This window comes from Mesorhizobium sp. M0808, from assembly GCF_040320025.1.
In the GTDB taxonomy this organism is placed as follows: domain Bacteria; phylum Pseudomonadota; class Alphaproteobacteria; order Rhizobiales; family Rhizobiaceae; genus Mesorhizobium.
Genome location: NZ_JAMYOX010000004.1, coordinates 177,154 through 193,210, shown reverse-complemented (window position 1 = coordinate 193,210; position 16,057 = coordinate 177,154). Strand labels below are relative to the sequence as shown.

18 protein-coding genes are annotated in these 16,057 nt (G+C 62.1%); 6 read left to right on the top strand and 12 right to left on the bottom strand.

Annotation, left to right across the window (positions count from 1 at the left end; all coding sequences use genetic code 11):
• Positions 1-94: 94 nt before the first annotated feature.
• From rpoN to ptsN, 3 genes are all read left to right on the top strand, one after another.
• On the top strand, positions 95-1,621 hold the full coding sequence (gene rpoN, locus NKI25_RS08300) for an RNA polymerase factor sigma-54 (protein WP_352998341.1): 1,527 nt from the start codon (positions 95-97) through the stop codon (positions 1,619-1,621).
• A gap of 291 nt (positions 1,622-1,912) precedes the next feature.
• Positions 1,913-2,497, top strand: a complete 585-nt coding sequence (hpf, locus tag NKI25_RS08295; protein WP_023675267.1) for a ribosome hibernation-promoting factor, HPF/YfiA family — start codon at positions 1,913-1,915, stop codon at positions 2,495-2,497.
• A gap of 59 nt (positions 2,498-2,556) precedes the next feature.
• A complete protein-coding gene (gene ptsN, locus NKI25_RS08290; RefSeq protein WP_023675268.1) occupies positions 2,557-3,021 on the top strand; it encodes a PTS IIA-like nitrogen regulatory protein PtsN in 465 nt (154 codons plus the stop codon).
• A 111-nt stretch (positions 3,022-3,132) separates the two neighbouring features.
• Here the strand turns inward: ptsN and NKI25_RS08285 are convergent, their stop codons facing one another.
• A complete protein-coding gene (locus NKI25_RS08285; RefSeq protein WP_023675269.1) occupies positions 3,133-3,390 on the bottom strand; it encodes a BQ00720 family protein in 258 nt (85 codons plus the stop codon).
• 63 nt (positions 3,391-3,453) lie between these two features.
• Positions 3,454-3,879, bottom strand: a complete 426-nt coding sequence (locus tag NKI25_RS08280) for an Hsp20 family protein (protein WP_023675270.1) — start codon at positions 3,877-3,879, stop codon at positions 3,454-3,456.
• Positions 3,880-4,023: 144 nt separating this feature from the next.
• On the opposite strand from NKI25_RS08280, the gene NKI25_RS08275 reads away from it, so the two are divergent.
• Positions 4,024-4,965 (top strand): nucleoside hydrolase, encoded by a 942-nt coding sequence (locus tag NKI25_RS08275; protein ID WP_352453985.1) that lies wholly within the window; start codon positions 4,024-4,026, stop codon positions 4,963-4,965.
• 490 nt (positions 4,966-5,455) lie between these two features.
• Here NKI25_RS08275 and NKI25_RS08270 read toward each other — a convergent pair whose 3' ends face one another.
• From NKI25_RS08270 to NKI25_RS08250, 5 genes are all read right to left on the bottom strand, one after another.
• Positions 5,456-5,824: a hypothetical protein gene (locus NKI25_RS08270; RefSeq protein ID WP_245274634.1), complete on the bottom strand. Its 369-nt coding sequence runs from the start codon at positions 5,822-5,824 to the stop codon at positions 5,456-5,458.
• 52 nt (positions 5,825-5,876) lie between these two features.
• Complete coding sequence (locus tag NKI25_RS08265; RefSeq protein ID WP_292663261.1) at positions 5,877-6,491, bottom strand: LysE family translocator; 615 nt, start codon at positions 6,489-6,491, stop codon at positions 5,877-5,879.
• A 104-nt stretch (positions 6,492-6,595) separates the two neighbouring features.
• A complete protein-coding gene (locus NKI25_RS08260; protein ID WP_352998340.1) occupies positions 6,596-8,056 on the bottom strand; it encodes an amidase in 1,461 nt (486 codons plus the stop codon).
• Between the two features lie 6 nt (positions 8,057-8,062).
• Positions 8,063-8,971: a ribokinase gene (locus tag NKI25_RS08255; RefSeq protein ID WP_352588331.1), complete on the bottom strand. Its 909-nt coding sequence runs from the start codon at positions 8,969-8,971 to the stop codon at positions 8,063-8,065.
• Between the two features lie 116 nt (positions 8,972-9,087).
• The gene (locus NKI25_RS08250; protein ID WP_352644102.1) at positions 9,088-9,981 is read right to left on the bottom strand and encodes a methylated-DNA--[protein]-cysteine S-methyltransferase; all 894 of its coding nucleotides are present in this window, start codon (positions 9,979-9,981) and stop codon (positions 9,088-9,090) included.
• A 162-nt stretch (positions 9,982-10,143) separates the two neighbouring features.
• Here NKI25_RS08250 and NKI25_RS08245 point away from each other — a divergent pair, with 162 nt between their 5' ends.
• The gene (locus NKI25_RS08245; RefSeq protein WP_352576236.1) at positions 10,144-10,911 is read left to right on the top strand and encodes a class I SAM-dependent methyltransferase; all 768 of its coding nucleotides are present in this window, start codon (positions 10,144-10,146) and stop codon (positions 10,909-10,911) included.
• Positions 10,912-10,920: 9 nt separating this feature from the next.
• Here the strand turns inward: NKI25_RS08245 and NKI25_RS08240 are convergent, their stop codons facing one another.
• A complete protein-coding gene (locus NKI25_RS08240) occupies positions 10,921-11,415 on the bottom strand; it encodes a DUF2244 domain-containing protein (protein ID WP_023675281.1) in 495 nt (164 codons plus the stop codon).
• Between the two features lie 22 nt (positions 11,416-11,437).
• Between NKI25_RS08240 and nth the strand changes: the two genes are divergently transcribed.
• Positions 11,438-12,259 carry an endonuclease III gene (gene nth, locus NKI25_RS08235; protein WP_023675282.1) on the top strand — a complete coding sequence of 274 codons (822 nt, stop codon included), beginning with the start codon at positions 11,438-11,440 and terminating at the stop codon, positions 12,257-12,259.
• A 34-nt stretch (positions 12,260-12,293) separates the two neighbouring features.
• On the opposite strand, the gene NKI25_RS08230 is transcribed toward nth, so the two are convergent.
• From NKI25_RS08230 to NKI25_RS08215, 4 genes are all read right to left on the bottom strand, one after another.
• Entirely contained in the window at positions 12,294-13,805 is a 1,512-nt protein-coding gene (locus NKI25_RS08230) for a tripartite tricarboxylate transporter permease (protein ID WP_352588322.1), read from the bottom strand.
• 9 nt (positions 13,806-13,814) lie between these two features.
• Entirely contained in the window at positions 13,815-14,282 is a 468-nt protein-coding gene (locus tag NKI25_RS08225; RefSeq protein ID WP_352998339.1) for a tripartite tricarboxylate transporter TctB family protein, read from the bottom strand.
• 79 nt (positions 14,283-14,361) lie between these two features.
• A complete protein-coding gene (locus NKI25_RS08220; protein WP_023675285.1) occupies positions 14,362-15,339 on the bottom strand; it encodes a tripartite tricarboxylate transporter substrate-binding protein in 978 nt (325 codons plus the stop codon).
• A gap of 182 nt (positions 15,340-15,521) precedes the next feature.
• Positions 15,522-15,977, bottom strand: a complete 456-nt coding sequence (locus tag NKI25_RS08215; RefSeq protein WP_352998338.1) for a DUF2214 family protein — start codon at positions 15,975-15,977, stop codon at positions 15,522-15,524.
• Positions 15,978-16,057 lie beyond the last annotated feature (80 nt).

Below are 16,057 nucleotides of genomic sequence, written 5' to 3'. Positions count from 1 at the left end.
CCTTGACAAGCAAAAGCCGGGCCAGTTTCTATGCTGGCCTGGAAAATTCCTTCCAGCAGTGCGGGTGCGTAGACGGAGCGTTTGAAACCGAACCATGGCGTTGGCGGCAAAACTACAGCTACGACAGTCGCAGTCGCTGGTGATGACGCCGCAGCTGATGCAGTCGATCCGCCTGCTGCAGTTCACCCATCTCGAGCTGGAACGCTTCATCGACGACGAGATCGAACGCAATCCCCTGCTGGAACGCGCCGAACCGCAGGAGGACGCCGCCAGCGACCAGGCGCAGAAGGGCGACGCCGCATCGGAACCGGCTGCCGACGGCGACTGGTTCGAGGCGGAAACGGCGTGGAGCGCCGAGGCGATCTCGGAAAAGCTCGATACGTCGCTGGAAAACCTGTTTCCTGACGATCCTGGTACGAGCGAGCGGCTCGGGCCCGACCTGACGGCACAATGGAAATCGGCGTCCGGCAACGGTTCCACCTCTTCCTCCGACGGCTTCGACGTCGCGGATATGGCGGCGGCGGCCATCACGCTGCGCGACCATGTCGGCGAGCAGGTGGCGCTCGCCTTTGCCGCTCCGGCGGCGCGCCTGATCGCCGGCGAGCTTGCCGACGGCCTCGACGAGGCCGGCTACATGCGTGCCGACATGGCCGAGATCGCCGCCCGCCTCGGCACGGACGCTACGGCGGTGGCAACGGTCCTGGCGGTCTGCCAGACATTTGAGCCCGCCGGCATATTCGCCCGCGACCTCGCCGAATGCCTGTTGCTGCAGCTGGCCGTGCGCGACCGGCTCGATCCGGCGATGAAGGTGCTGATCGCCAATCTCGAACTCCTGGCACGGCGCGATTTCCAGACGCTGAAGCGGATTTGCGGCGTCGACGAGGAGGATCTGCTCGACATGCTGGCCGAGATCCGGGCGCTCGACCCGCGGCCTGGAATGGCGTTTTCGCGCGGTGCCAGCGATGCGATCGTGGCCGACGTCGAGGTGCGTGCAGCCAATGACGGCAGCTGGACGGTCGAGCTCAATGCCGAGACGCTGCCGCGCGTGCTGGTCGATCACATCTATTTCGCCCAGGTCACGCCACATGCGAAAAACCAGGCGGAAAAGGATTTCCTTGCCGAATGCCTGCAGAACGCCAACTGGCTCACGCGCAGCCTCGACCAGCGGGCGAAGACCATTCTCAAGGTGGCCTCTGAGATCGTGCGCCAGCAGGACGCTTTTCTCGTCCACGGCGTGCGGCACCTGAAGCCGCTCAACCTGCGCACGGTGGCGGACGCCATCGGCATGCACGAATCAACGGTCAGCCGGGTCACGGCAAACAAATACATGCTGACGCCGCGCGGTGTGTTCGAGCTGCGCTATTTCTTCACCGCCTCGATCGCTTCGTCAGGTGGCGGCGATGCGCATTCGTCGGAAGCGGTGCGCGACCGCATAAAGCAGCTGATCGACGAGGAGAAAGCCATCGATGTGCTTTCCGACGATGCCATCGTGGACATGCTGCGGGAAAGCGGCGTCGACATCGCCAGGCGCACGGTGGCCAAATACCGGGAAGGCATGAACATACCCTCTTCGGTGCAGCGGCGGCGCGAAAAACGCGCTTTGGCCAGCGCCGGCCGTTGATCTCCGGCGGAATTTCCACAGCTTTCGCCCTTCATTGACAAGCGGCGACGAAGTGGCTAGAAGCCCGCCCGCATGAGACGGGCTGGCGAGTGGATTTGAGTTGGCCGATGCCCGCACGAGAGATGGTCCGTCACGACGTAGGCCACGGGACGGCCAAGAAGGCGGCTTGTGATCAACCGGAAAGTTCGGATCTAAAATCGGCGCAAGTGACGCCGCAAAAGCTTGTGCGCGCGGACCACGAGTATAAACTCGGGACAGTTTGAAGCCTGAGCAAGGAAGGTCAGTTTTCAGATGACACTGCGCATATCGGGAAAACACATGGATATCGGCGATGCGTTCCGTACGCGCATCAACGACCGTGTCGGGGAAGTGATCGGGAAATATTTCGATCGGGGCTTTTCAGGGCAAATCGTAGTCGTCAAATCGGGGTCGCGCTACACGGCCGATTGCATGATCCGGCTGGACTCCGGTGCTTCGCTGCAGGCGACCGGCGATGCCCAGGATCCAACGCTTGCCTTCGATACCGCGGCAGACCGTCTGGAAACGCGCCTCAGGCGCTACAAGCGCCGGCTGAAGTCGCACAATTCAGGCAATAGCAACGGCGAGCTCACCGACGTCGCCTATACGGTGATGGCGCCGCTTGCCGACGACGAGGAGGACATACCGGAGAATTTCGCGCCGGCCATCGTCGCCGAATCGACTATGACGCTGCGGACCATGTCGGTGGCGTCAGCGGTGATCGAACTCGACACCAAGGACAGCCCGGTCCTGGTCTTCCGCAATGCCGGAAATGACCATCTCAACATCGTCTATCGCCGGCCGGACGGGAATATCGGCTGGATCGACCCGTCCACGGCCAAGGTCGCGCAGGGGTAAAGACCAGCCGCACGCGAGCGTGGGGACTGGCGACGGCAGGCGAACAAGGGATTTCAAGCATGGATCTGAGCGATCTCGTCAGCGTTCCGGCAATCATGCCGGCGTTGAAGGCGAACTCCAAAAAGCAGCTGCTGCAATTGCTGTCCGAAAGGGCGGCGGCGATTTCCGGCATTCCGGAGCGAGAGGTGTTCGACACCATCCTGCAACGCGAGCGGCTCGGCTCCACCGGCGTCGGCAACGGCATCGCCATTCCGCACGGCAAGCTGGCTGGGGTGAAGCGGATTGCCGGCGTTTTTGCCCGGCTGGAGACACCGGTGGACTTCGAGGCCCTCGATGATCAGCCGGTCGACCTGGTGTTTCTGCTTTTGGCTCCCGAAGGTGCCGGCGCCGATCACCTCAAGGCGCTGTCGCGCATCGCGCGGGTGCTGCGCGACGCCGACACGGTTGCCAAGATCAGGGGCACGCGCGACGCCGTGGCCATCCATGCGCTGCTGTCGGACACGCAGGCCTCGCACGCCGCTTGAGGTTTTGATTAAATCCATTGAAGGGCCGCCGTGAGCGGCCCTGTCCGTTTCCAACCAGATCGCTGCGCCGTATTTGTCAGTCGATGGCGCCAATGTTGGTGGATAGCGACGTTAGTGGATAGCGACCGGGGTGAGATCGTTTTCCAGCGCGCCAGCCAGTGCCCGGTCGCGAGCGTCCGAAAGCAGGATCGGCTGGCCATTAGCGGCAAACAGGGCCCACAGTTCCAGACCCGGCGCGATTTCGCCGAGGCCCGGGAAACGGCCGCGCAGATCGTCGCTCGACACTTTCCTGAGATAGGCGACCGAACCTTCGCCGAGATGGGCGAATTCGCCGCTGGTCATGATGATATTCTCGTTAGTTCTGGTCATTTCAAGCCTCCTTGCCGCGAGACGCCGCTCAAGGCCATCCCGCATGAGAGCTATCGGCAAAAATCAGTCTTTCACCGATATGTTTATTTTTCGTACCAGCCGTTCAGATTCCGGCCGATCGAGATCGATCGACAGAAGGCCGTTCTTCAATTCCGCCGCAATCACCCGCATGCCGTCGGCCAGCACGAAACAGCGCTGGAACTGGCGCGCGGCGATGCCGCGGTGGAGGAATTCGCGCTCGGTGTCGTCGTTCTGACGGCCGCGCACGACCAACTGGTTCTCCTCCGTTGTGACATCGAGATCGCTTTCCGCGAAACCGGCGACGGCGAGCGTGATACGCAGCCTTTCGGTTTTGCCGTCGGCACCGCTGAGGCGCTCGATGTTGTAGGGAGGATAGCTGTCACCGGACTTTGCCAACCGCTCCAGCGTCTTTTCCATGGAATCGAAACCGAGGAGAAGCGGGCTGGAAAAAGGCGTCATTCGGCTCATGTTACAGTGTCCTCTCAAGAGCGACATAAAGTGGAAAAACCCGGATGGCATTTTTCCCGATGGTCTTGATATGGTCCGCCGCCCGGCAGACTTCAAGCCGTCACACGTCCCGCCCAAAAAGACTTGCCAAAACAAGGAATTGAAATGCCCCAATCCCGCAGGATCATCATCGACACTGACCCCGGCCAGGACGATGCCGTCGCCATATTGCTGGCGCTCGGCAGCGCCGAGCTGGAGATCGTCGGCATCACCGCGGTGGCCGGCAACGTGCCGCTGAAACTTACCGAAAAAAACGCCCGCAAGATCTGCGAGCTGGCCGGCCGGCCGGACGTCAAGGTCTATGCAGGCGCCATCCGGCCGCTGGCGCGCGAACTGGTCACCGCCGAGGAAGTGCATGGCAAGACCGGCCTCAACGGGCCGCAACTGCCCGAACCAAAGATGAAACTGCAGGAAGAGTATGCGGTCGATTTCATAGTCGAGACACTGATGAGGGAGGAGAGCGGCACGATCACGCTTTGCGCGCTCGGGCCGCTCACCAACATTGCGTTGGCGCTGATCCGCGAGCCGAAAATCGCGCCGCGCATCAAGGAAATCGTGCTGATGGGCGGCGGCTTCTTCGAGGGCGGCAACGTCACGCCGACCGCCGAGTTCAACATCTATGTCGATCCGCATGCCGCCGATGTCGTGTTCAAATCCGGCATTCCGATCGTGATGATGCCGCTGGACGTCACCCACAAGGCGCTGACCACCGCCAAGCGCACGAAGGCCTTCCGCAAGCTCGGCACCAGGGTCGGCACGGCCACCGCGGACATGCTGGAATTCTTCGAACGTTTCGACGAGGAGAAATACGGTACCGACGGCGGCCCGCTGCACGATCCTTGCGTGATCGCGTATCTGCTGAAGCCGAAGCTGTTCAAGGGTCGCAATTGCAATGTCAGCGTGGAAACCGCCTCGGAGCTCACCATGGGCATGACGGTGATCGACTGGTGGGGGGTGACCAAGCGGCCGAAGAACGCCATGGTGATGCGCGACATCGACCATGATGCGTTTTTCGCGCTGTTGCTGGAAAGGCTGGGGCGGCTTTAGGGCTGCTCAGTAGTTGAGCAGGCGGTAGGTGGTGGTACCGTCCTGGCGTTGCTGTTCTTCGATCGATACTTCCGATCCGATCATGTGGGGTGTTTCCACCTCACCATCGACAAATATCCGAGCGTTGCCGTCATGGAGGCGGACTTCATATCTATAATAAAGTCCATGTCCGACGGAACCTTTCGGATTTAGAGGCATCGTCGCAACATCTTCGACGGTGCCTCCTACGAGTTGTGTGCCAGTGATCGGACTGTTCTGCCTAGTTACAATCGGCACAGCGATCGCGAGAGCGAGCGCGCACAAGATTGTGATGCCAACAACTCTGTCGCGAAACTCTTCCCGAAGCAAAAGAATGCGGGTTCTAAGAGAAATATTTGTCGGCCCCATACCTTAGAGTTGAGTAGCATAGGGGCTTTGTTCAAGAGCGATTCCCCGAAAAAGCCATGTCACTCGCTTCACCTTTGAAAACAGCTTATCGATCGATCGTCGTTCAATTTGCAAACCGGTAAAAGACGAAGCCATTGTCGCGCGTGACGCGCTCGATGCCGACGCGCGAGCCGATCAGATGCGGGAGGTCGTCGTAAACGAGGACCGTCGAACCGTTCTCAAGGACCAGCAGATATTGGATATTGCGCCCTTTACCCTGTCCACTTTTGATCGTTGCATCGACCGGGTCGACCGACCGGATCGGACTTGCGTCATTCGCCCATTTGTTCAGAGCCGACGGAACCATCGCCGCGAACAAAGCGATGGACAGGATCACGCCAAACGCGTTCCTTTTCAAATCCGCGTAAGTCCACGGCATAGACATGAATCCCCAACTGTTGATCCATGTGGTGGCCTGAAGGCCGACTTTCAATCGGCCTTCCTATTCCAGGATGTTGCTGTTGGCGTCGCCGGGCTCGCGGCCGTTACTTCGCCTTGGAAAACGCCAGCCACAGGCCGCCGCCGACCAGGAAGCTGCCGCTGATCCTCGACAAGAGCTTGACGCGGCCGGCCGACAGCAGACGCCCTGCGCGGCCGGCGGCCAGCGCGTAGGTCGAATCCGAGACTGCGGCGAAGATCATCGCGGTGAGACCCATGACGCCGATCTGTAGTGCGTAATTGCCTTCGGGAGCGATGAACTGCGGAAAGAAGGCGCCGAAGAACACCAGCGTCTTTGGATTGCTGATCGCCACCAGCAGCCCCTGCAGGAAGAAGCCGCCACGCGGCCTTTTTGCCGTTCCGTCGGCGTTAAGCTTGCCTTTCGAGCGGAACATCTGCACGCCCATCCAGATCAGGTAGGCGGCGCCGATCAGCCGGACCCACTCGAACCAGTGGCCCATGCCCGCGATCAGCGAAGTCAATCCGATGCCGACGATGGCGATCATGATGGCCAGCCCGGCCTGGGTGCCGGCGACATTGGCGAGACCGGCGCGCGAGCCGTGGCGGATGCTGTTGGCGATGATCAGCGTCACCGTCGGCCCCGGCACCAGGATGATGACGATGCAGGCGACGACGTAGGTGGCGTAGAGTTCCAGCGACATTTTTTCCCTCCACAGAATGCCGCTCGTGCGGCGCGCTGTCGCGATCAATGCATGGCGATGAGTTGCGTGCAAGTCGGCGAGGCGCCGACAATGCGGAGTTGATTTCAGCAGGCGCCGGCCTGCCATGGCAGCGTTGCCTCATAGGCGGCAGCCGCCCTCAGCACGGAGAGGTCACCGCGCGGTCGCCCGATCAATTGCATGCCCATTGGCCTGCCCCTGGCGTCGAAGCCCGCCGGTACGTTGACCGCCGGGCAGCCGCCCAGCGTGGCGAGCGCTGAGACCTGCATCCAGCGATGATAGCTGTCCATGGCACGCCCGGCCACTTCCCTTGGCCAGTGGGTGACGACATCGAAGGGAAAGACCTGTGCGGCTGGCAGCGCAACGAGATCGAAACGCTCGAAGAGCGACAGCAGCATTCGATGCCAGGACGAGCGCCTCACCGTGGCGGCGTGGATCTGCGGCGCGGTGAGGCGCAGTGCATGTTCCACCTCCCAAACGGCCTCCGGCTTCAGCAGACTTCGTTTCAGGAGATCGTCGTAATGCGCCTTGAGTGCACAACCGCTGCTCGCCTGGCGAAGCGTTACAAAGGCTTGCCACAGCGCTTCGAAGTCGAATTCCGGCATCAGCGGCTCGGCCTCGAAGGATACATCCGCGAACCGGCCGAGTGCTGCCTCGCAAAGCTGTAGAATGCCTGCTTCAACCGGCAGATGGCCGTTAAGATCGCCGAGCCAGGCGATGCGCCCGCCGGCCGCCGGTGCTTCCAGCCCTTCGAGGAACGAGCCTGGTTTATCATGCGACAGCGGCGCGCGAGGATGATAGCCGGCCTGAACGTCGAGCAGCAACGCCATGTCACGCACGTTACGCCCCATCGGCCCTTCGACGCCCATTTGCGCAAGAAACACATCAAGGTCAGGGCCGGCCGGCACCAATCCCTGCGATGGACGGAAGCCATAGACATTGTTGTAGGCAGCGGGATTGCGCAGGGAACCGCCAAAATCGCTGCCATCGGCAACGGGAACCATGTCGAGCGCCAGCGCGACCGCCGCACCGCCGCTCGAGCCGCCGGCGGTCAGCGCCGGGTCAAATGCGTTGAGCGTCTGTCCGAACACGGTGTTGTAGGTGTTGGAGCCGAGCCCGAATTCGGGAACGTTGGTCTTGCCGATGATGATCGCGCCGGCCTTGCGGGCGCGCTCGACGAAGAAGTCGTCTTCCTCAGGCACAAAATCGGCGAAGATCGGCGAGCCGAAGGTGGTTCTCAGGCCGTTTGTCAGCGCAAGATCCTTAATCGCGATCGGCAGGCCGAACAGCGATCCGGTATCTCCTCCTCGCGCCAGATGGGCGTCAGCGCTGTCGGCCTCGCGCAGGATGTCGGCACGCTCACGCAATGAAACGATAGCGTTGACCAGCGGGTTCACCGCCTCGATCCTGTCGAGGAATGCCGCGACCACTTCGCGCACCGAAAGCTGCCGGCGCCTGATCTTCCCGGCAAGCGCCACGGCAGACAGGCGGCAGATGTCGCCGGCGGGCGGCACCGCATGCTTGGTCGTCGGGCGCATGGCTGTCATCCGGCTTCAGCCTGTAGATTTCTGCAGGGCGGCATCGACGTCCCTGGCCAGCGGGATGGCCGGCTGTGCACCGGCTTTCAGGCAGGCCAGCGAACCGGCTGCGGCAGCGCGGGCAAGCGCCTGGTCGAGCGGCAGGCCGGCTGCCAGCCCGGCTGCAAAATAGCCGCAGAACGTGTCGCCGGCACCGACCGTGTCGAGCGGGGTGATCTTCAGCGCCGGAACCATCAGGAGATCGTCCGGCGTTGCCGCCAGAACGCCGTCCGAGCCAAGCGTGACGACGATGGTGCGGCCGGTTCTCGCGGCATAGTCGCGCATCCGTGCCGGGCGGTCGCGGCCATTCAACGACAGCGCCTCGCCATAGAGGTCGAACTCGGTTTCGTTGGCGACGAGATAGTCGGCCTTGCCGAGGAAGCCGGCCGCGTCGCCATGGAAAGGTGCGGTGTTGAGCACGGTCATCGCGGCGGCTGTCCTTGCCGCGTCGAGTGCTGCCTCGACGGTCTGCAGCGGGATCTCCAGTTGCAGCAGCACGACGTCGCCGTTTTTTACGAAAGCCTTGGAAAGGTCACCCGGCACGACCGAATCATTGGCGCCCGGCACAACGGCGATCACGTTCTCGCCGTCGGCGCCGACCATGATCAACGCGGTACCGGTCGAGGCAAAGGTCTCGCCGACGCCGGACAGGTCGATCTTGCCGTCGCGCAGCAGCGCGAGAGCGTCGCTGGCGAAGCTGTCCTTGCCGACCGCGCCGACCATGCGCACCTTGGCGCCGGCGCGGGCGGCGGCCAGCGCCTGGTTGGCGCCCTTGCCGCCGGGGGCAGTAGCGAAACCGGAGCCGCGCACGGTCTCGCCGGGACCGGGCAAGCGGTCGACACTGGCGATGAGATCGAGATTGATGGAGCCGATGACGACGATCAAGAAGTGCCTCCCGCTAGCGCATACCACTCTAATTGCGCGGGAAGCTACTCCGTAAGATCGCTGCTTGTCACCCTAGCGGTCCTTGCATCGCTCCAATCGTTCCATTCGTTGGCTATTCAAGAAGAGACCTGTCCCGCCTCCCAGCCGAGGATGGCGCGTTTGCGGGTCAGGCCCCAATGGTAGCCGGTGAGTGCGCCGGACTTGCCGAGAGCCCGGTGGCACGGCACGACGAAGGACATCGGATTGGCACCGACCGCGGCACCGACAGCCCGGCTGGCGCTCGGTGCGCCGATGCGCGCGGCGATCGAGGAATAGGTGCAGGCCTGGCCCATCGGAATACGCAGCAAGGCCTCCCAGACACGGACCTGGAAGTCTGTGCCGATCATGACGACGCGCAGCGGCTGGTCGGCGCTCCACAGCGACGGATCGAAGATGCGCGCGGCATAGGGCGCCGTCGCCGCCATGTCCTCGACATAGGTCGCATTCGGCCAGCGGCTGGACATGTCGGCAAAGGCCGCACGCTCGCCGCCGGGATCGTTGAAGGCGAGGCCGGCAAGGCCGCGGTCCGTCACCATGATCAGCGCGATGCCGAAAGGTGAGATATGATAGCCGTAGCGGATGGTGAGCCCTGCGCCGCGGGTCTTGTAATCGCCCGGCGACATCGCTTCGTGGGTGACGAACAGATCGTGCAGCCGGCCTGGGCCGGACATGCCGAGTTCGAACGAGGTTTCAAGCAGCGGCATGCCGGCATCGAGCAGCTTGCGCGCATGATCGAGGGTGACGGCCTGCAGAAAAGCCTTGGGCGACAGGCCGGCCCAGCGGGTGAACAGCTTCTGCAGCCCGGTCGGCGTCTCGCCGACCTCCTCGGCCAGCACTTCCAACGAAGGCTGGTCGCGATAGTCGAGGCTGATCTTTTCGATGGCACGACGGACGATTTCGTAGTCTCCACCTTCAGGCGTGATGTCTTTCTGAAGGATTGCTGTCGTTTTGAGAGGCATTTGGGCGTTCATGGCAGTATCTCCTTGAGTGCGAATATCGTCCTTCGCGGCGCCGATCACCACCCGAAACTTGCTTTCCCGCAGCATGTACCCAGATAGAGTCGGCTTTGAATGGGAAGGACGGTCGTGGCTGGTGAAAAAGTAAACTTGACCGGGGCAAAGGAGACTTTGCTTTTGACACTTTACGGCAAGGCGCTGGAGAGCCGGCTGCCCAATTCGCTGCTCAGGGACTACTTTGCCGACGAGGCGGTGCGCAACATCGATTATGATTTCTCACGGCTCAAGGTCGACAACAATCTCGGCATCGGTCTAGCAATCAGGGCAAAGACGCTGGACGTCTGCGTTCAGGACTTTCTCGCCCGAAATCCTGACGCCATCGTACTGCATCTCGGGTGTGGGCTCGATACGCGCATATTCCGTATCGACCCGCCAGCCGGCGTGGACTGGTTCGACGTCGACTATCCCGAAGTCATCGATCTCAGGCGCAAGCTCTATCCAGTGCGGGATCACTACCATCTGATCGCTTCGTCGGTCACCGAACCTGGATGGCTGAACAAAGTACCTCGGGATCGCCCGGCCATAGTCGTGGCGGAAGGCCTGACTCCCTACCTGGGTGCCGAGGAGGGGCAGCAACTGTTTTCTCGTTTGGTGGGACATCTTTCGAGCGGCGAACTGGTTTTCGATGCCTATAGTCGCCTGGGACTGAAGATCATTCGCCTCAATTCCTCCTTCCGCGCCACCGGCGCCGAGGTCCACTGGAGCATCGAGAACCCGCATGAATTGGAGCGAGCCGTTCCGAAGCTGCGGTTCGTCGAGGACATCCCTGCCTATAAGCCGGAACATGCCGCTCGCATGCGCTGGTTCGCGAAACTGTTCGTTCGCCTTTGGAAATACATTCCAGCATTGCGCAAGATCGGCAGGCTGTTGCGCTATCGGTTCTGAAACGCTGGCTCAGCGCGCCTTGGCGGCTGCCAGAGCGCGCGAAAATGCGGTGGCAAAACTTTCGCGGTCGGCAGGGTTGAGGAAGCCGCCGATCGAGACGGTTTTTCCTTGCGCCTCGACCGCCATTCTGGTGATGCCGATCTCGGCGTGGCGGGCGATCGAAAAGCGCGCCCAGAACGGATTGAAGCGGTGTGCTTCCGATTTGCCTGACGGGGCAGTCTTGCGGATGTCGAGGCTGGTGCGCGACACCGATACCTCCTCGCGAGCCCGGGCGGCACGATAATTGGCGCGGAAGGCGATGTAGACGGCGATCACGTCGAGGCCGAAGAAGCCGAACACCGGCCAGGCGCCGCGCGACAGAAAAAAAGCTCCGGTCACCAGCCAGCCGAACAGCAGGGCGCCCATCAGGATGGCAAAGCCGGTCTTGCCCAGCGACCGGTGCGGTGTCAGCAGCGCCTGGAAAAATGGCTCGTCGGCCTGAAATGAGGCGTTTGTGTCGCTCATTGGGGAATATTATAGGAAGGCAATGACAAGCCCCAAGCCCAAAAACTCTTCTGCGCTAAAAAAAGACCTGTTGCCCGGCCGCCGCGACGGCTCGAACGTCAAGCCGCGTCCGCGGCCGGCGAGATCGCGGGCGCTTTACAGCGCGGCCGAGGTGCATGAGATTTTCCGGCGCTTTTCCGTTCAGCGGCCGGAACCGAGGGGCGAGCTCGAACATATCAACGCCTTCACGCTGTTGGTGGCGGTGGTGCTTTCGGCTCAGGCGACGGACGCCGGCGTCAACAAGGCGACGCGGGCGCTGTTCAAAATCGCCGACACGCCGCAAAAGATGCTGGCGCTAGGCGAGGCCAAGCTCGGCGACCATATCCGCACCATCGGGCTATGGCGCAACAAGGCCAAGAACGTCATCGCGCTGTCGGAGGCGCTGATCCGCGACCATGGCGGCGAGGTGCCTGAGGATCGCGATCAACTGGTCGAGCTGCCGGGTGTCGGCCGCAAGACCGCCAACGTCGTGCTCAACGTGGCATTCGGCCAGCATACGATGGCGGTCGACACGCACATCTTCCGCATCGGTAACAGGCTCGGCCTGGCGCCGGGCAAGACGCCGGAACAGGTCGAGCAAGGTTTCCTGAAGATCATTCCGGATGAATATATGCGGCACGCGCATCATTGGCTGATCCTGCACGGCCGCTATGTCTGCAAGGCGCGCAAGCCGGATTGCCCGGCCTGCGTCATCGCCGATATCTGCAAGGCCAAGGAAAAGACGACCAGCGTGCCTGCACCGCTGGTCGAGATCGCGCCGCTCGGGCCAGTAGAAGCGGCTACTGAGTCAGTGCCCGGCAAGTGACTCTGAAGTTCCTCGTATGTGGCGCCGTCCACATTCAGGAACTCTCCTCGACGAACACCTCCTCGCGCTTCTTCCTGACCGCGGGGAGAAACACGATGACGAGCACGGCAAGCGCGATGAGGAGCAGGCTGGCGCTGATCGGCCGCGTCACGAAGGTGCTCGGATCGCCGCGCGAGAGGATCATGGCGCGGCGTAGGTTTTCCTCGAGCAGCGGGCCGAGCACGAAGCCGAGCAGCAGCGGCGCAGGTTCGCAGCGCAGCTTGGTCAGGAGGTAGCCAAGCAAGCCGAAGAAGGCGACGGCATAGAGGTCGTAGACGTTGGTGTTGACGCTGTAAACGCCGATCGAGCAGAACGCCATGATGATCGGGAAGAGCACATAGTAGGGGATGGTAAGAAGTTTCACCCAAAGCCCGATCAGCGGCAGGTTCAAGATGATCAGCATCAGATTGCCGATCCACATCGAGGTGATGATACCCCAAAACAGTGCAGGCTGTTCGATGGCGACATTGGGGCCGGGCACGATGCCCTGGATGATCATCGCGCCGATCATCAGCGCCATTACCGGGTTGGCCGGAATGCCGAGCGTCAGCATCGGGATGAAGGAGGTTTGGGCGCCGGCATTGTTGGCCGATTCCGGTCCGGCGACGCCTTCGATGGCGCCCTTGCCGAATTCCCCGGGATTTTTCGAGACACGTTTTTCGACGGTGTAGGAGGCAAAGGCGGCAAGGATCGCGCCGCCTCCCGGCAGGATGCCGAGCGCCGAACCGATGATCGTTCCGCGCACGATGGGAGCCGCCATGCGCCGAAAATCTTCGCGGGTCGGCATAAGGCCGGAGATCTTTCGGATCAGCACGGAACGCTCATGCTCGTTTTCGAGGTTGCGCAGTATCTCGGCGACGCCGAAGACACCGACCGCCACTGCGACGAAATTCAGCCCGTCGGCATATTCGCGGATACCGAGTGTGAAGCGGGGCGTACCGGTGTAGATATCGGTGCCGACAAGTCCCAGCAGCAGGCCGAGCACGACCATAGCCAGCGCCTTGACGATCGAGCCGTGGGCGAGCGCGACGGACGAGACCAGGCCGACGATCATCAGCGAAAAATACTCGGCCGCGCCGAATCTCAGCGCTATCGCCGTCAGCGGTGGGGCAAAGATGGCGACGAGGAAGGTCGACACCGTGCCGGCAAAGAACGAGCCTATCGCCGCGGTCGCCAGGGCTGCTCCGGCGCGGCCGTTCCTGGCCATCTGATAGCCGTCGATTGCGGTGACGGCCGACGAGGATTCGCCGGGCATGTTGATGAGAATGGCGGTGGTCGAGCCGCCATACTGCGCGCCGTAATAGATACCGGCGAGCATGATGAGAGAGGAAACCGGGTCGCCGATCTGGAAGGTGATCGGCAACAGCATGGCGATGGTTGCGGTGGCACCGATGCCGGGCAGAACGCCAATCAGCGTGCCGAGAAGGACGCCGATCAGGCAGAAACCGAGGTTTGCCAAAGATGTGGCTGTCGAAAAGCCGAGTGCGAGGTTGTTGAGGAGTTCCATTTCATCTCCTCACAACGACAGTGGCAACCACGGGCCGAAACGCCGAAACGGCAGGCCGAGTGCGTAGCTGAAGACGACGAATGCGAACAGCGTCAGGCCGGCTGACAGCACGAGTGCAGTCAGCGGCTTCATACGGCCGCTACCGAAAGATGCGATCAGCGCCGTCAGGAAGATCGACGGGATGAAGCCGAGGCCGCGCACCGTCAGGCCGAAGAAGATCGGAGCAGGCAGGATGAACAGCATGCCGCGCCACGCAATGTAACCGATCGGCTCACTCTCGAAGCGCACTGCCTCGACTAGGATGACGGCGCCGAGCAGAATGAGCACGATCGCCAGAACCAGGGGGAAATAGCCCGGCCCCATGCGAAAGGCGGTGCCGATTTCGAGGCCCAGCGACTCCAGCGCGAAAAAGGCGCCAATAAAGATCAACAGCGCGGCGCATATGCCGTTGGTTCTGTCGATTGCGAAAGGTTTCATGGCGTCCTCCCGGCCCGCCTCACGGGCGTGCCGATGCCGGTGTAAAAACGGGGCGCTGGCGGCGCCCCGTTGAAAACCTTTAGTCGGCGTACTGGCCGGCCGCTTCGATGATCGGCTTCCAGCGCGCAATCTCACTTTCCAGCTTGGCCTTGAGCGCGGCCCGCGTGGCATCGGCCTCGGGCGACGGCTTGGTGCCGAGTTCGGCAAATCGGGCGACGACGTTCTGGTCCTTCAGCGCCACCTGCAGAGATTTCGACAGGCGTTCGGTGATCTCGGCCGGCGTGCCCTTGGGTGCATAGATGCCGTGCCAGATGCCGACCTGCACCTGGGGAAGACCGGCCTCTATCGTCGTCGGCACGTCCGGCAGCACGTCTAGCCGTTGCGGCGAGGTTACGGCATAAGCCTTGATCGTGCCGCCCTGGATCTGCTTGGTGGTATTGGTCGTCTGGTCGCACATGATGTCGACCTGGCCGCCGAGAAGATCGGTCATGGCCGGGCCGGTGCCCTTGTAGGGTACGGTGACCAGCGGCGTGCCGATGGCGCTCATAAACAGCATGCCGCACAGATGCGAGGCGGCACCGATCCCGGCATTGGCAACGGTGATGCTGTCCTTGTTGGCCTTGGCGTAGTCGACCAGCCCCTTCAGATCGGTCGGCTCGAGGTCCTTGCGGCCGACGATGGTCATCGGCACCTCGGTGACGAGGCCGACATATTCGAATGCGTTCAGCGTGTCGTAGGCGAGCTTTCTGTAGAGCGTAGCACTTGTCGCCATGCCGATGTGATGGAGGAGCAGCGTGTAGCCGTCAGGCTCGGCATTTGCGACGCGGCCGGCGCCCAGTGTGCCGCCGGCGCCGCCGACATTCTCGACGATGACCTGCTGGCCGAGGTCCTTCGACATGGCTTCCGCGACAAGACGCGTGACGGTGTCAGTAGGGCCGCCGGCCGAAAACGGCACGACAATGGTGATGGTGCGTTCGGGGTAGGTCTGCGCGCCAGCGGCCGGTGGGTAAAGCATGGCGGCCGCAGCGACAGCCAGCGCGGCGATGAATTTTCGCATCGTGTTTCCTCCCAGGATATGATTGCCAACCGCTGCGCGGATTCCTCTAAAACCGACTGTAGATGGAGCAATAACTAGCGCAACCCGACAAATGACAATCGGGCTCAAACGGCAAACTGCACGTCTATCCGCGCAAATGAGTGGGAAGGATGGGCCGTGCGATGCCCTTCCTCCAACCTATGCTAGTAGCCATAGCCGCGCGCCATCGCCGCCGCGAACACCGGGATCAATAGGAAGATCGATGCCTCGGTGCGGACATAGGTGAGAACGGACGCTAGCTCCGCCGCAGGCACCTGGAAGCCGGGACTGGCGCTCGCCTGCCTGTTCCAGGACAGGAATCGGACGGTCGGGATAATCGACAACAGGCCGACAATTGCGAAAGCGGCCATCTTTGCCCAGAACATCCAGTTGTAGACGTAGAATTCCCAGCCCTTGAGACCATAGATGACGCGGCCGATGCCGGCGACGATGATCAGCATGGCGATGATGCCGTAGTGGCGATCGATGCCGACAAGCCGCTTCAGCGTCGCGGCGGACAAGTCGCTGCGGATCAGGACGAACTCGGCGCCGATGATGCCTGCCAGCGAAAACACCAGCAGATGATGGAAAATGGCAAGCACAAGGTCGGTGGTGTCCATGCTGTTCCCCTCTGTCGGACGGCAGCGCCGAAACCCAACGCGCCTGAACCAGTACTGGAGAAAAACTAACACCGCCTGGC

Excerpts from the sequence above, each read along its gene's own strand:
- NKI25_RS08250 (WP_352644102.1), bottom strand. The coding sequence starts at position 9,981 with ATGAACGCCCAAATGCCTCTCAAAACGACAGCAATCCTTCAGAAAGAC.
- NKI25_RS08240 (WP_023675281.1), bottom strand. The coding sequence starts at position 11,415 with ATGAGCGACACAAACGCCTCATTTCAGGCCGACGAGCCATTTTTCCAG.
- NKI25_RS08280 (WP_023675270.1), bottom strand. The coding sequence starts at position 3,879 with ATGAGCCGAATGACGCCTTTTTCCAGCCCGCTTCTCCTCGGTTTCGAT.
- NKI25_RS08225 (WP_352998339.1), bottom strand. The coding sequence starts at position 14,282 with ATGAAACCTTTCGCAATCGACAGAACCAACGGCATATGCGCCGCGCTG.
- NKI25_RS08230 (WP_352588322.1), bottom strand. The coding sequence starts at position 13,805 with ATGGAACTCCTCAACAACCTCGCACTCGGCTTTTCGACAGCCACATCT.
- NKI25_RS08215 (WP_352998338.1), bottom strand. The coding sequence starts at position 15,977 with ATGGACACCACCGACCTTGTGCTTGCCATTTTCCATCATCTGCTGGTG.
- rpoN (WP_352998341.1), top strand. The coding sequence starts at position 95 with ATGGCGTTGGCGGCAAAACTACAGCTACGACAGTCGCAGTCGCTGGTG.
- NKI25_RS08285 (WP_023675269.1), bottom strand. The coding sequence starts at position 3,390 with ATGACCAGAACTAACGAGAATATCATCATGACCAGCGGCGAATTCGCC.
- hpf (WP_023675267.1), top strand. The coding sequence starts at position 1,913 with ATGACACTGCGCATATCGGGAAAACACATGGATATCGGCGATGCGTTC.
- ptsN (WP_023675268.1), top strand. The coding sequence starts at position 2,557 with ATGGATCTGAGCGATCTCGTCAGCGTTCCGGCAATCATGCCGGCGTTG.
- NKI25_RS08265 (WP_292663261.1), bottom strand. The coding sequence starts at position 6,491 with ATGTCGCTGGAACTCTACGCCACCTACGTCGTCGCCTGCATCGTCATC.
- NKI25_RS08275 (WP_352453985.1), top strand. The coding sequence starts at position 4,024 with ATGCCCCAATCCCGCAGGATCATCATCGACACTGACCCCGGCCAGGAC.
- NKI25_RS08220 (WP_023675285.1), bottom strand. The coding sequence starts at position 15,339 with ATGCGAAAATTCATCGCCGCGCTGGCTGTCGCTGCGGCCGCCATGCTT.
- nth (WP_023675282.1), top strand. The coding sequence starts at position 11,438 with ATGACAAGCCCCAAGCCCAAAAACTCTTCTGCGCTAAAAAAAGACCTG.
- NKI25_RS08260 (WP_352998340.1), bottom strand. The coding sequence starts at position 8,056 with ATGACAGCCATGCGCCCGACGACCAAGCATGCGGTGCCGCCCGCCGGC.